This window comes from Paenibacillus typhae, assembly GCF_900099765.1.
GTDB classification, from domain to species: Bacteria; Bacillota; Bacilli; order Paenibacillales; family Paenibacillaceae; genus Paenibacillus_AQ; species Paenibacillus_AQ typhae.
This window is the reverse complement of the sequence record NZ_FNDX01000075.1, coordinates 1-12,318: the sequence shown is the minus strand read 5'-3', so window position 1 is coordinate 12,318 and position 12,318 is coordinate 1. Positions and strand designations below refer to the sequence as shown.

Here is a 12,318-nt window from a genome sequence, read left to right as displayed (position 1 = left end):
TCCCCAGTTCACTGCATTATCTTTCAAACCATGCCGTTCCCTCTACGCCGGAGGGTTCTTCGCTGTTGTACCAAGTTCTTTACAGCTTCCATGGCCTTCGTCCAGTTTAGCGAGACTCGGCTCCCTCTTTTCCCCTTTGCAGGGCCTTTTTGACGACGCGGCAGGATTCACTTGATGTTGCGGCCTGGGTTGTTGCTCGCCCGGTCTCTGACCGGTACTTTTGTCGATGCGCTTTTACACACAGATTTCGCCATGCGCAAGCATCCTAGCTACAAGAGTGGCTTGGCCCCTCTCTTGGTTGGACTTGCACCAACTAGATAATGCGTGCCTCTGGGCACGCCTAAACAAAAAACGCGTGGCAGCCGTTAACGGATACCACACGTTATAAGATCGTTTCCTGACTATATGCATTTCTACAGCTAATGCTTCTTCTCACTGCAGCATTGGCAGACTCCATACATCTCCATCCGCAATCCGTGAACCTTGAAGCCTGTTGCCAGTTCGGCCGCGTGCTCAACCTCATGAAGCGAAGGATAGCTGAAATCCTCAATTTTACCGCATTCCTGGCAGATGACATGATAATGATCGGATACATTGGCATCAAAGCGGCTCGAATTATCACCGTAGGTCAATTCACGCACCATTCCGGCTTCCATAAACATCTTCAGATTGTTGTATACTGTCGCCACGCTCATGCTTGGAAACTGCGGCTCCAGCGCACGATAAATATCGTCTGCCGTAGGATGATTCAACGCTTCCATCAGATACGTCAAAATTGCATGACGCTGGGGTGTAATACGGACACCGGTAGTCTTCAATTGTTCCAATGCATGCTGTACGCCACTACCCATCAATTCCACCGCCTTTAAATTAAAACAATAATTAGAAATCCAAAACTATACTGCAATTGTAAAACCCTGCTTTGAATGTTGTCAACGTGCCAAGTACATTATATTCATTATTATATAATAAAAATTACTTTTTTCAATATTCCTTCACATTTAGACTGCTGTTCCCTTCCACATTCAGCTTAAATTCGCCGGTGCCTACTTCGCCGGAGACGGTTTTTTTGTCAATGACCAGCCCGGTAATATCCGTGCTGATATTCCCGTAACCGCTCGAACCGTTCAGCGTATAGTTGGCTGCAGCAGGCAGATAAAGATTGATGTCTCCAACCGCGCTGTAAACCTCCCAGTCACCGCCAAGCACCTCTGAGCGGATATTGATTGTGCCGTTCAATGATTCTGCATGCAGCTTCGCCCTTGCACCGTCAACTTCGAGATTGCCGTTTTTGCTGGCCAGATTCAATTCATCTCCGCTGCCTGTGGCGGAAATATTGCCGACAACTGTGGAGAGCTTCAGCGGACCTGTAATATCCCAGGCATCCATGCTTCCGCCACCTGTTGAAAGCTCCACGCTTCCTTGAACGGTACGTGCTCGGACCGCGCCGTTCAGCGTTTTCCCCTTTATATTCCCGAAAATACGGTGCAGAATCAGCTCACCATTCCCCGTCTCCAGGGCAATATCCTCAATGGCCTCTACGTTCTGTAACGTTATGCCGCCGTTCATTGTCCGGACATCCAGATTGAACCGCCGGTCTTCAGGGAGCGAGATATCCAGATCTATTCGCGGCTGGCGTTTGCCGGAATCTCCGTAAGTCTGATATTGGGGAGTGATTTTGATCGTCGGCCCTTCCTCTACTTGTACAAAAGATTGCTCGGAGACCGCCTCAGCCTGTGCACCATCCAGTTCATCAACCCACACAGTAGCTGTAATCTCTATGTCCTCTACAGCAGCGCGATGGATCAGGATATCCCCGTTAATGCCGTCAACGGTAATTTTGGAGGTGTTAAGCTCAACCGGTACAACCAGCGGCGCCTTCTCATACCGGTTGCCTGCGGCTTCCCCGTAATCCACTGCTGCCACAGTCAGGTTCATACTGACCTTGTTCCACAGGTGCAGATAATGCTCCTGTTCGGCCACGATAAATACGCTGGCACCCAGTATTAATGCTGACAGCAGCCCGCGCAGATCCATTCGGGGCCTTGGCGCTTTCGCTGTTGTGCCTCTACGGCGTGTAAACAAGGTAATCAGCAAATACTCCACGCCCCACAGCACGGGAATCAGGGGCCACCATTTGAGCAGCAGCAGCATAGTCTCGGTACCGTTAAGCCAGTCCAGCAGCAGAAAAGTACCCACACCTGCCAGCACCACAGCCGCTGTATACCGGCCTACCCGGCGGGGGCGGCGTTCATCGCTTCTTCGGATCAGAATGCTTTTAGCAACTTCGCGTACTCCCAGCCACAGCGCACAGAGAAGCAGCACTCCGGCAACCGAGGCTCCGGCATAGGTCTCAATGAATTGCTGCAGCCAGGGAGGCTTTTGCCGGAAAAGGAACATAAGCGCCCCGCCGATAAGCAGCATCAGTCCAAAGGAAATCCCCGGCTCGCTGATCCAGGATCTGGCTGTCTTTGCCGCTGTTATCGGCAATTCAGGTTCAGATTCCTCCGGCAGCCGCAGTATACGGTCTGCAGACTGCAGAACATCAAACACATTGTAGAAATAAACGACCGGAATCAGCAGTGCCAGTAAAATAAGCAGCGGAACGTTGATCTGCATGCCGATAGAGGAGAAATACAGCATCGCCGCAATATCTAGCAAAATAATGAACAGGAAGGAAATCCCTTTGCGGAGAAGCCCCAAATAAAGGTGTCCGGCACCCGGAATAACGGCTGCAAGCAGCCCTGCTATAAATTTGCGCTTCCGGGGGCGTTTTTTCTGGCGCGGCGGGATTACAGGCGGCTTGGGCAACATAACAGATTCATCCTGCTGTTGTTCGGAACTCATATCGGGACTCTTCCTTTCTCGAAAGGTATAGTTCTTCCTGCTCAAAGCCGCCCACCCCGGTAAAACTCAATCAGCTCCACTCCCGGAGCCACTTCCTCTACACTCGCAGGAATGAATCCATGCTTCGTATACAGTGTAACGGCAGGGTGATTCAGCTTCCCTGTAGATACGATAAACTGCTCTATCCCGGAATAAAGCCCAAAAATAAATTCCAGCAAACTACCCGCTATGCCTTGGCGGAAATGCTCCGGATTCACCATCATCCGGGTAACCGTCAGCTTGCCCGGTGTTTCTTCGAGAACAGCAACCGCACCCAGCAGATCTCCGCTCTCATCAAAGCAGCCGTAGAACGCCTCTTTAACCGCCGCCAGCATCTCTCTCGTCTCCATCAGCGGAGGGATTTCATGAAAACCGATCATCTCGGCCTCCAGCCGGTAGGCTTTATGCTGAAGACTCCAGAGCTCGCTTAGGGTGTAATCATCCTGCAGATCCAGCCTGGTTATTGTATTCATCCGCACATTCCCCTTATATGCCGCACAGGGCCTGCCGTTTGCCGACAAGCCCTGAGCTGAAGATCCTATAATAAATTACCCAAAACCGGTTCTAGCCGTTCAATACTTCAGCCAGAAGTGTGTTTACAAGACCCGGATTGGCTTTGCCTTTACTTTCTTTCATGACTTGCCCTACGAGGAAGCCGATTGCCTTCTGCTTGCCGGCCTTGTAGTCCTCTACTGACTGCGGGTTAGCCGCTACGACTGCTTCGACAATTTGCTTGATCGCACCTTCGTCACTGATCTGCACAAGTCCTTTTTCTTCTACAATCACTGCAGGCAGCTTGCCGCTTTCCAGCATTTCCTTGAATACGGTTTTGGCAATCTTGCTGCTGATGGTACCGCCAGCGATCAGACCGATCATTTCGCCCAGTCCCTGCGGAGTAATCTTGACCTGGGACAGTTCAAGGCTGTTGCTGTTCAGATACCCGAGCAAATCACCCATCATCCAGTTGGCAACGGCTTTGGCATCCTTCGTATAGGCCAGGCTGCCTTCAAAGAAATCAGCCAGCGGCTTGGAGGAAGTCAGCACGCCGGCATCGTAAGCAGGCAGTCCAAACTCTTCGCTGTAGCGGGCCTGCCGGGCATCCGGCAGTTCCGGAATAGTCGAACGGATGGACTCCTTCCAGGCATCGTCGATATGCAGGACGATCAGATCCGGGTCCGGGAAATAACGGTAATCGTGGGCTTCCTCTTTGCCGCGCATGGACAGGGTTTTGCCCTGGGCCTCATCCCAGCGGCGTGTTTCCTGCACCACCACTCCGCCATCATCCAGGATCTCGCCCTGACGGAATTGTTCATATTCCAGACCGCGCAGTACGCCGCGGAAGGAGTTCATGTTCTTCAGCTCGGCGCGGATACCGAATTCCTCCTGCCCCACAGGGCGCAGGCTGATGTTGGCATCACACCGCATTGAGCCCTCCTCCATCTTAACATCAGAGACATCGCAGTACTGCATAATCGCACGGATCTTCTCCAGATAAGCGCGGGCCTCTTCAGGCGAGCGCAGATCGGGCTCGGAGACAATCTCGATCAGCGGTGTACCTACACGGTTGAAGTCAACCAGCGAGGCAAAGCCGCCGTCAACGTGTGTGAGCTTGCCTGCATCCTCCTCCAGATGAAGACGGGTAATACCAATACGCTTTGTTTCGCCGTTCACCTCGATGTCGATCCAGCCGTTCAGGCCGATCGGCTGATCATACTGCGAGATCTGGTAGGCTTTTGGCGAATCGGGGTAAAAGTAGTTCTTGCGGTCGAACTTGCTGACATCACCGATTGTGCAGTTCAGCGCCATCGCCGCTTTCATTGCATATTCCACCGCCTGGCGGTTCAGGACCGGCAGCACGCCGGGATGCCCGAGGCAGACCGGACAGGTATGGGTGTTGGGCGGAGCTCCGAATTCTGTCGAGCAGCCGCAGAAAATTTTGGACTTGGTATGAAGCTCCACATGAACTTCCAGCCCGATGACCGTTTCGTATTTAGACATAAATGATCTCATCCCTTAAAAGTTTTGTGAGCCTGTACTCGTACACAGTCTTATCCGGCGGGACCTACAGCTGTGGCCGCTCTTTGTGGTAATCTGTATTCTGTTCAAAGGCATGCGCTACGCGCAGCACGGTGCTCTCGTCAAATTCCTTCCCGATAATCTGCAGTCCGACCGGCAGTCCTTCGGCAAAGCCGCAAGGAATGCTGACCGCAGGTATGCCGGCAAGATTGACCGGAATGGTCAGTATATCGTTCAAATACATCGTCAGCGGGTCTTCCGTCTGCGAGCCCAGCTTAAAGGCCGTCGTCGGCGCTGTAGGGCCGATGACTACATCGTATTTCTTGAAGACTTCATCGAAGTCCTGCTTAATCAGGGTGCGCACCTTCTGCGCCTTCAGATAATAAGCATCATAATAACCGGAGCTCAGGGCATAGGTGCCGAGCATAATCCGGCGCTTCACCTCAGGGCCGAAGCCGCGGCTGCGGGAGTTGTGATACAGATCCAGCAGGCCGCCGCCGTCATCGACGCGGACACCATAACGGACACCGTCAAAACGGGCCAGGTTGGAGGAAGCCTCTGATGAAGCAAGCAGATAATAAGCGGCTACCGCATATTCGGTATGCGGCAGGGAGACCTCTTCCCATACAGCGCCAAGACCTTCAAGCACTTTGAGGGCCGACATTACCTGTTCACGAACAGCTGTATCTACACCTTCGCCGATATATTCCTTCGGCACGGCAATGCGCAGTCCGGAGATGTCGCCGGTCAAAGCGCTGAGATAATCGGGAATATCCACCTTGGCCGAGGTGGAGTCCTGGGCATCATAGCCTGCAATGGCCTGCAGGACATAAGCGGAATCCTCAACATTGCGGGTAACCGGGCCAATCTGATCCAGCGAGGATGCGAAAGCTACCAGACCGTAGCGGGACACCAGGCCGTAGGTTGGCTTCAGGCCGACCACTCCGCAATAGGAAGCAGGCTGGCGGATGGAGCCGCCTGTATCGGAACCCAGGGCGAATAATACTTCTCCGGCAGCTACAGCCGCTGCCGAGCCGCCGCTCGAACCGCCGGGAACATGCTCGAGATTCCACGGATTGCGCACGGCGCCGTAAGCAGAATTCTCATTGGAGCCGCCCATGGCGAACTCGTCCATGTTCAATTTGCCGATGGTTACCGCATCGGCCTGACGCAGCTTGGAGACGACGGTCGCATCATAAATCGGCTGGAAATTGTCCAGGAACTTACTGGCACAGGTAGTGCGAAGCCCCTTGGTTACAATGTTATCCTTAACTCCTGCAGGAAGGCCGAACAGCAGGCCGCGCGCAGCACCGGAGGCCAGCTTGTCGTCCAGCATCCGCGCCGACTGGCGCGCCCCCTCTTCATTCAGCGTTAAAAATGCATGCACCTTGCTGTCACGCTCAGCGATTGCAGCCAGCGATTGTTCCGTCAGTTCGCTGACGGAAATATCCTTGCTGTGCAGCATGTTATGTAATTCAGGCAATCGATATTGAAACAGGCTCAACATTCTTCCTCCTTTCGGTATAGTTATTCCAGTACAGCCGGAACCTTGAAGTGACCCTCTTCTTCCTCAGGCGCATTAAGCAGGGCTTCTTCCTGGGACAGGCTCTCCTTCACCACATCATCGCGCATCACATTGCTGACCTGCAGCACATGTGTAGTAGGCTTAACATTTTCTGTATCCAGCTCATTCAATTTCTCAGCATATTGTAAGATAGCATTCATTTGTTCAGTAAAAACAGCCTCTTCTTCCGGGCTTAATTGCAGTCTGGCCAGCTTGGCCACATGCTGCACATCTTTGACAGTAATGCTCATACCGAATATCCCTCCTGTTTAAAGGGCTAAAGCGCCCGGATAACGTTTTTAATTATATTGTAGAAGCCTGTACAATTCAATGTACTTGTCCTTCGCCCTTATCTGCATAACAAAAAGACCGGCTTGCGCCGGCCTTCCTTAAATCCAGGCCCGGAGATTCACCTGTTTGATGAATTCCGCCTGGGACATGCTCTCTTTAGGTGCTGCTTCCGCCTCCGGGACTTCCGCATCATCGCCGTTCATCAGATGATGAAACAGCTTCTCGTTATGTGTTGACAAAGCGTAGTCGATGAGCGCTTCATGTGTCGCTCTTTCGGCTTCCGCCTCCAGCAGCTGCTCTTCTGCCTCAATATCCTCCGCAGTAACATAAAAATTCCTGTTAGCCTGAGGGACACGGATGACATAATCGAACGCATTGTCCGGATTGCGGTCATAAGCAATCAGGTAGCCGTAGTCTCCGATAGGAAGACTCTGTTCAAACGCGTCAGCAACAATGACAATTTTTTCTCCCAACCGCAGCATCGCCTTACCTCCTGCTCCAAAATCTATCATGGTTCTACTTGTTTCAACAGTCTACTAGAAAAAGCTAGAGCTGTCCAGCAGCTGCAGGAGTGTTAAATGAAAGTTCACAAAAATTTTCTGAAAAACAGCATTTTATAGCACAGGTTCAGCGTTAGCGTCCCTGCTTGCGCCGCTGCGGCAGCACAATGAACAGCAGGTAAACGACCAGCGGAGTTGGAGATCCGGTCATTCCCCATAATCCCCAGAACCAGGCAGCCCTGCCTTTATCACGCCTGCGGGCATCACGGAACATCCATGTTCCCTGAACCAGCAGAAGGGCTGCAATGACAGCCCACAGCCAATAAGGTACATCATGCAGCTCCTTCATTGATCTCTTTCCTCCAGTCGCCGCCTGATCCTAACCGCCGCCAGACCGCCGAGTGCAGCAAGCGGAATTACTGCTTGAAGAACCCAGTAAACTGCAGGCGCAAATCCCAGAACGGCCAGAACAATGCTAAGGAGAAATAGTGCGGCCAGCCAAAACAGCAGCAGCTCCCGGCGGCTCTGGCGGCGTCTGCGGATAGCTTCTGCGGCTAAAAACTGCTGCATTGCCGGCAGGGACGGTGCCGGGATGTCATCATACTGCGCATCCAGCCGGTCCAGCTCAGCAGACAGCTTGTTTAACAGCTTCTTGTCCCCTGTATCATTATTCATCCTCTTTCAGCTCCTTTCTCAGCTGCTGCAACCCAGCAGACACACGCGATTTAACGGTTCCCGGCGGAACTTCCATAATGCTGCCGATTTCTTCATAGCTGTAGCCGTAATAATGCTTCAGCAATACGGAAATACGCTGGGGCAGCGGCAGCCGCGACAGTGCATCAAGCACTTCGCTCCACTCCATATTGCGGCTCTCGAACCGCCAGCGGATGGCCGCTGTTCCCCGTTCCTGGCGCAGCCAATCTGCTTCCCTTTTCCAGCGCCGTTTGCGGTCAATGTATAGCCGGGTTGCAATCGTGATCAGCCATGAGGAGAATGCGGATGTGCCGTTATAGCTGCCGATCTTCTCCATGGCGCGCACCACGGTGTCCTGTGCCAGCTCCTCCGCCAGGGAAGGGTCCATGGTAGCTTTGATTAAATATTTGAACAGAAAATTGTAGTGCTCCCGCAGAAGCCCGGCCAGCGCCGAAAGGTCGCCCTGCTGCGCCTGCCTGATTAACTCCAGCGTCCCTTCGCTCATCGGCTTCTGTCGCTCCTCCTTCATTTTTGGCCATCTGTAATACGTACAGGATTGCCGGATCGTTCATTCACGGTCCCGGTTATTTTGCAGCTCCCACAATCTGCGCCGCCAGGATTGATAGCGCCCGCGGCCGTCAGGAAACCGCCAAAAGCATAAATGGCTCGGTGCCTCTCTGAGCGCCTCAGTCTTCTTCACCTTTGGATGGTACAACGCCTTTCCCTCTATGCTTTCAGCCTTTAAATCGGCTTCGCTTAAGTCGGAGCAATCATATAAGTCAATGATATCGTTCTTCAATTAACTTCCTCCCATACAAATAAAACCCGTATACACAAACAAAAAAAGAACGCAAACCGGGATTAATTCCGCAGTCTGCGTGCTTCGCGAGGTAAATGTTACATTTAATTAACGTTATTGTAGCAACTTTGTATCCTTCTGTCCATCTCTATTTTCTCGCTTTTTGTCGCTTAGGAAGGAATAACGTCACTGCATGGGTACATAAGGATTGTTCCGGCGCTCGAAGCCGATGGTCGTCCGCGGGCCGTGTCCGGGGTATACCTTCACTTCTTCGTCCAGGCGGTACAGCTTGCCGCGCAGTGAATCAACCAGATCACGCTCCCGGCCTCCCGGCAGATCCGTGCGCCCCACACCAAGCTTAAACAGGACATCTCCGGAAAAAAGATCATTCCCGCACAGGAAGCTGACGCTGCCCGGCGAATGGCCCGGGGTATGAAAAACCTTGAAGGTAAGCCCAAGCAGCTTCAGAATCTGGCCCTCGGCCAGATCATATTCCGCCGGCTCTGTACTGATCGGAGGTGAAGCCTCCGGCCACATCAGTGAACCGTTCAGCTTGGGGCTGACCAGCCACTCGCTTTCCAGGGCATGAACATATACCGGACATTTTTTGGCTTTGCGGATTTCATCCACCCCGCCGATATGGTCAAAATGGGCATGGGTCAGCAGGATAGCTTCAATCTCCATATTCTCTATGGCGCGTACAAGTGCAGCTGGATTCATGCCGGGGTCGATGATCACTCCACGCTGCGGGTCAGCTCCGGTCAGAAGATAGGCATTGGTCTGGAGCGGACCCAGATTATAGGAACGTATATTCAGCATAGGATCAGAAACCGGAAATCAGGCTGCGCAGTTCTTTGGCGATGACTGCGTGCGATTCCGTACCTTCCCCGTAGGCTTGCCCCATTGCCTTGCGTACTTCAGCAATTTTGCTGTCGTAATCGGCGGCTTCACGGTCCGGATTCTCCTGTTTGAACGCACGCATCAGCGACTGCACATGCTCCGGACGCGGTCCCCAATGACCCAGCACGTAACCGCCGGTATCGGCAAAAATAACCACAGGCACCGATCTTCCGCCCATCGTCAGGAAGTCGTCCATCAGATCCTGATTTTCTTCCAGAATCAGCACTTCGGTCTTGATGCCAGCGGTCTCCAGAATCCGGAAAACTACCGGCACATTGCGAACAACATCGCCGCACCAGTCGGCAGCCAGAATCAGCACGCGCAGATCATCACGGTGGTTCAGGCTTTCAAAAAACTCACGGTCATCCGCATTCTCCCAGGCGAACTTCTCATACCAGGATTCAAAGGCCTGCTGATTTTTGGTCATGCTCTCCACGAACTGGCGCGGGGTCAGGCCTTGGCCGAATTTATGGGCTACATTCTGCTTCATGCTGCACTACCTTTCTTTTTGGAGTTATACCATTTGAACAGGAAGTAAATAACGATAATAGCGATAGCGACCAGGATAAGCTCATGGGTATATTTGCCGGCAACCTCGTCAATCGTCTCCCATTTATCGCCCAGGGTGTACCCCAGATAGACAAACAGGGCGCTCCAAGGGATTACTGCCAATGTAGTCAGCAGCGTAAATTTACCCAGCGGCATACGTGAGATGCCGGCAGGCACTGAGATCGCATGACGGACAACCGGAATAAATCTCGCGGTAAAAATAACCCCTGTACCGTACTTTTTGAACCATTCCTCCGAATGGTCGATATGCTTTTTGTTAATAAAAATGTACTTTCCGTATTTCTCCAGTACCGGTCTTCCGCCGTAACGGCCGATCCAGTAGACAAAAATCTGGGCTATGACACCTCCGACTGTTCCAAAAATAATGGCACCGAAGAAGTTAATGTCGCCCTGTGAGACCAGGTAGCCGCCGAACGCGAGTACGATTTCACTCGGAATGACCTCAATCATCAGTCCGATCATAATCCCGAAGTAACCCAGACTCTGAATCCATTCGAACAGATGCGAGATCAGATCAGATATATAATGCAACTGCAGCCCTCCTCCCCTTTGAATACAGAATGTAAACGTCCGGAAATCCCGGCATTTTTTCTGCTATGTACCAGCCTGCTCCTAGCTTATTCTAGCATATGCGGCCTTACAACTTCTACTTGCGGCCCGTAACCGAAGATCGTCATTGACAATTACAGGATTAAGCGCAATTATATATTTAGATAATTATTTAAATATCGAAAGGTCGGACAGAACATGAATGAATCCTTTAAGGCGCTGGCCGATCCAACCCGGAGGCAGATCATTAGGCTGCTGCGTGAGAAGGACCGGACTGCCGGAGAGATTGCCGATTATTTTCAGATGACCAAACCGAGTATCTCGCATCACCTGAGCGCCCTGAAGCATGCCGGACTGGTACAGGATGAGCGCAAGGGGCAGTTTATCGTGTATTCACTCGATACGACTGTGCTTGAGGAGGTTCTGGGATGGTTTCTGGAGCTGACAGGAGCCGGGAAAAACAGTGAAGCTGAGCCAACGGCAGCCGGGGATCCCCCCCGCCGGAAGCTCCAATCTGACAAGGAGGAGTTATGATGAAGGATTTTAGGTGGAAATGGCAGGACACGCTGATTGTTATACTGGGTGTGCTGGCGCTCGGATACGCACTGGTCAATTACAGCAGGCTGCCGGAGCAGCTGCCCGCGCAGTTCGGCATTACCGGAGAAGTGAACCGGTATTGGCCTAAAAGCTCAATCATTATCCAAGGTGCCGTCCTTGGTCTCGTGCTTCCGCTTGCCATGCAGTTTATCCGCCGGATTGACCCCAAGAAGGACAATTACAGCAAATTTACCGCGGCCTACAAAATGATCCGTCTGACCATCGCCGTTGTAATGGATGCCATGCTGGTGCTGTCTGTAACCAAGGGGCTGCATCCGGATTTTGCTGCAGGAAAACTCGGGATTGCGGTTGTGGGGCTGCTGTTCATCGCACTGGGAAACTATATGCCGCAGATCAAAGACAACTATTTCACCGGTATCAAAACACCATGGACGCTTGCAAGCCCTGAGGTCTGGCGGAAAACCCACCGCTTCTCGGGATACATGTGGGTGGCCGGCGGGATATTGCTGATGCTCGCCGCCTTCCTGCCCAAGACTGCGTCCATCAGCCTGATTATCACCTCCCTGCTGCTTGCCGTCCTTGTTCCCTATGTTTATTCGTGGTTCATTTCGCAGCGGATGAAGGTGTAGTTTCTCTCAAGCCCCCTAATCGAATTGGAGTCCTCAAGATGCATAAGGTACACTAATAGAGAAGGGGATGAGGAACATGAAGAGCAATAAGTTGTACGACGAACAACGGATCAAAGTTGCCCAAGAAGCGATTAATGGAACAAAGATATCTTTCCTTGCCCGTAAGTATTCAGTTTCTCCGAGCACGATTGCGAACTGGGTGAAGTTCTACAAAGAACGATTCGGTGAGCAGGCAACACCCTCTGTTAGCGAACGTATCGAAGATGCAAAACGTGTTCAGGAGTTAGAGGACAAGATGGACACTGCGATTAAACTCCTAGGCGAAAAAGATCTAGAGATCGAGCTTCTGCGTGAACTGCTAAA

17 protein-coding genes are annotated in these 12,318 nt (G+C 52.2%); 3 read left to right on the top strand and 14 right to left on the bottom strand.

Going from position 1 to position 12,318, the window contains the following annotated elements; all coding sequences use genetic code 11:
* Nucleotides 1-419: 419 nt before the first annotated feature.
* From perR to uptA, 14 genes are all read right to left on the bottom strand, one after another.
* Nucleotides 420-851 carry a peroxide-responsive transcriptional repressor PerR gene (perR, locus tag BLR64_RS29510; protein WP_068729621.1) on the bottom strand — a complete coding sequence of 144 codons (432 nt, stop codon included), beginning with the start codon at nucleotides 849-851 and terminating at the stop codon, nucleotides 420-422.
* 133 nt (nucleotides 852-984) lie between these two features.
* Nucleotides 985-2,847, bottom strand: coding sequence for a DUF4097 family beta strand repeat-containing protein (locus BLR64_RS29505; protein ID WP_244157883.1), 1,863 nt, complete (start codon nucleotides 2,845-2,847; stop codon nucleotides 985-987).
* Nucleotides 2,848-2,888: 41 nt separating this feature from the next.
* On the bottom strand, nucleotides 2,889-3,359 hold the full coding sequence (locus BLR64_RS29500; RefSeq protein ID WP_090720253.1) for a GNAT family N-acetyltransferase: 471 nt from the start codon (nucleotides 3,357-3,359) through the stop codon (nucleotides 2,889-2,891).
* A 91-nt stretch (nucleotides 3,360-3,450) separates the two neighbouring features.
* The gene (gene gatB, locus BLR64_RS29495; RefSeq protein ID WP_090720251.1) at nucleotides 3,451-4,896 is read right to left on the bottom strand and encodes an Asp-tRNA(Asn)/Glu-tRNA(Gln) amidotransferase subunit GatB; all 1,446 of its coding nucleotides are present in this window, start codon (nucleotides 4,894-4,896) and stop codon (nucleotides 3,451-3,453) included.
* Nucleotides 4,897-4,948: 52 nt separating this feature from the next.
* Entirely contained in the window at nucleotides 4,949-6,406 is a 1,458-nt protein-coding gene (gene gatA / locus BLR64_RS29490; RefSeq protein ID WP_090720249.1) for an Asp-tRNA(Asn)/Glu-tRNA(Gln) amidotransferase subunit GatA, read from the bottom strand.
* A gap of 23 nt (nucleotides 6,407-6,429) precedes the next feature.
* Nucleotides 6,430-6,717 carry an Asp-tRNA(Asn)/Glu-tRNA(Gln) amidotransferase subunit GatC gene (gene gatC / locus BLR64_RS29485; RefSeq protein WP_090720247.1) on the bottom strand — a complete coding sequence of 96 codons (288 nt, stop codon included), beginning with the start codon at nucleotides 6,715-6,717 and terminating at the stop codon, nucleotides 6,430-6,432.
* Nucleotides 6,718-6,855: 138 nt separating this feature from the next.
* Nucleotides 6,856-7,239: an ATPase gene (locus BLR64_RS29480; RefSeq protein WP_068729631.1), complete on the bottom strand. Its 384-nt coding sequence runs from the start codon at nucleotides 7,237-7,239 to the stop codon at nucleotides 6,856-6,858.
* A gap of 151 nt (nucleotides 7,240-7,390) precedes the next feature.
* Nucleotides 7,391-7,606, bottom strand: coding sequence for a hypothetical protein (locus BLR64_RS29475; protein WP_090720245.1), 216 nt, complete (start codon nucleotides 7,604-7,606; stop codon nucleotides 7,391-7,393).
* Entirely contained in the window at nucleotides 7,603-7,932 is a 330-nt protein-coding gene (locus tag BLR64_RS29470; protein ID WP_090720243.1) for a DUF5345 family protein, read from the bottom strand. The genes BLR64_RS29475 and BLR64_RS29470 overlap by 4 nt, the downstream gene beginning before the upstream one ends.
* On the bottom strand, nucleotides 7,925-8,479 hold the full coding sequence (sigY, locus tag BLR64_RS29465; RefSeq protein ID WP_244157882.1) for an RNA polymerase sigma factor SigY: 555 nt from the start codon (nucleotides 8,477-8,479) through the stop codon (nucleotides 7,925-7,927). The genes BLR64_RS29470 and sigY overlap by 8 nt, the downstream gene beginning before the upstream one ends.
* Nucleotides 8,480-8,518: 39 nt before the next feature.
* Entirely contained in the window at nucleotides 8,519-8,749 is a 231-nt protein-coding gene (locus tag BLR64_RS29460; protein ID WP_090720239.1) for a hypothetical protein, read from the bottom strand.
* 186 nt (nucleotides 8,750-8,935) lie between these two features.
* Nucleotides 8,936-9,568 (bottom strand): MBL fold metallo-hydrolase, encoded by a 633-nt coding sequence (locus BLR64_RS29455; protein ID WP_068729642.1) that lies wholly within the window; start codon nucleotides 9,566-9,568, stop codon nucleotides 8,936-8,938.
* Nucleotides 9,569-9,572: 4 nt separating this feature from the next.
* The gene (locus BLR64_RS29450) at nucleotides 9,573-10,139 is read right to left on the bottom strand and encodes a thioredoxin family protein (RefSeq protein ID WP_068729645.1); all 567 of its coding nucleotides are present in this window, start codon (nucleotides 10,137-10,139) and stop codon (nucleotides 9,573-9,575) included.
* Nucleotides 10,136-10,750 (bottom strand): undecaprenyl phosphate transporter UptA, encoded by a 615-nt coding sequence (uptA, locus tag BLR64_RS29445; RefSeq protein WP_090720237.1) that lies wholly within the window; start codon nucleotides 10,748-10,750, stop codon nucleotides 10,136-10,138. Before uptA ends, BLR64_RS29450 begins: the two co-directional genes overlap by 4 nt.
* A gap of 216 nt (nucleotides 10,751-10,966) precedes the next feature.
* On the opposite strand from uptA, the gene BLR64_RS29440 reads away from it, so the two are divergent.
* The 3 genes from BLR64_RS29440 to BLR64_RS29430 all read left to right on the top strand — a co-directional run.
* Complete coding sequence (locus BLR64_RS29440; RefSeq protein WP_244157881.1) at nucleotides 10,967-11,302, top strand: autorepressor SdpR family transcription factor; 336 nt, start codon at nucleotides 10,967-10,969, stop codon at nucleotides 11,300-11,302.
* Nucleotides 11,299-11,955 carry an SdpI family protein gene (locus tag BLR64_RS29435; RefSeq protein ID WP_090720236.1) on the top strand — a complete coding sequence of 219 codons (657 nt, stop codon included), beginning with the start codon at nucleotides 11,299-11,301 and terminating at the stop codon, nucleotides 11,953-11,955. Before BLR64_RS29440 ends, BLR64_RS29435 begins: the two co-directional genes overlap by 4 nt.
* Before the next feature lie 76 nt (nucleotides 11,956-12,031).
* On the top strand, nucleotides 12,032-12,318 hold a 287-nt coding region (locus BLR64_RS29430; RefSeq protein WP_167360780.1), incomplete at its 3' end, for a transposase.

Coding starts and splice junctions, on each gene's coding strand:
- perR (WP_068729621.1), bottom strand. CDS start 851: ATGGGTAGTGGCGTACAGCATGCATTGGAACAATTGAAGACTACCGGT.
- BLR64_RS29505 (WP_244157883.1), bottom strand. CDS start 2,847: ATGAGTTCCGAACAACAGCAGGATGAATCTGTTATGTTGCCCAAGCCG.
- BLR64_RS29500 (WP_090720253.1), bottom strand. CDS start 3,359: ATGAATACAATAACCAGGCTGGATCTGCAGGATGATTACACCCTAAGC.
- gatB (WP_090720251.1), bottom strand. CDS start 4,896: ATGAGATCATTTATGTCTAAATACGAAACGGTCATCGGGCTGGAAGTT.
- gatC (WP_090720247.1), bottom strand. CDS start 6,717: ATGAGCATTACTGTCAAAGATGTGCAGCATGTGGCCAAGCTGGCCAGA.
- BLR64_RS29480 (WP_068729631.1), bottom strand. CDS start 7,239: ATGCTGCGGTTGGGAGAAAAAATTGTCATTGTTGCTGACGCGTTTGAA.
- BLR64_RS29475 (WP_090720245.1), bottom strand. CDS start 7,606: ATGAAGGAGCTGCATGATGTACCTTATTGGCTGTGGGCTGTCATTGCA.
- BLR64_RS29470 (WP_090720243.1), bottom strand. CDS start 7,932: ATGAATAATGATACAGGGGACAAGAAGCTGTTAAACAAGCTGTCTGCT.
- sigY (WP_244157882.1), bottom strand. CDS start 8,479: ATGAAGGAGGAGCGACAGAAGCCGATGAGCGAAGGGACGCTGGAGTTA.
- BLR64_RS29455 (WP_068729642.1), bottom strand. CDS start 9,568: ATGCTGAATATACGTTCCTATAATCTGGGTCCGCTCCAGACCAATGCC.
- BLR64_RS29450 (WP_068729645.1), bottom strand. CDS start 10,139: ATGAAGCAGAATGTAGCCCATAAATTCGGCCAAGGCCTGACCCCGCGC.
- BLR64_RS29440 (WP_244157881.1), top strand. CDS start 10,967: ATGAATGAATCCTTTAAGGCGCTGGCCGATCCAACCCGGAGGCAGATC.
- BLR64_RS29435 (WP_090720236.1), top strand. CDS start 11,299: ATGATGAAGGATTTTAGGTGGAAATGGCAGGACACGCTGATTGTTATA.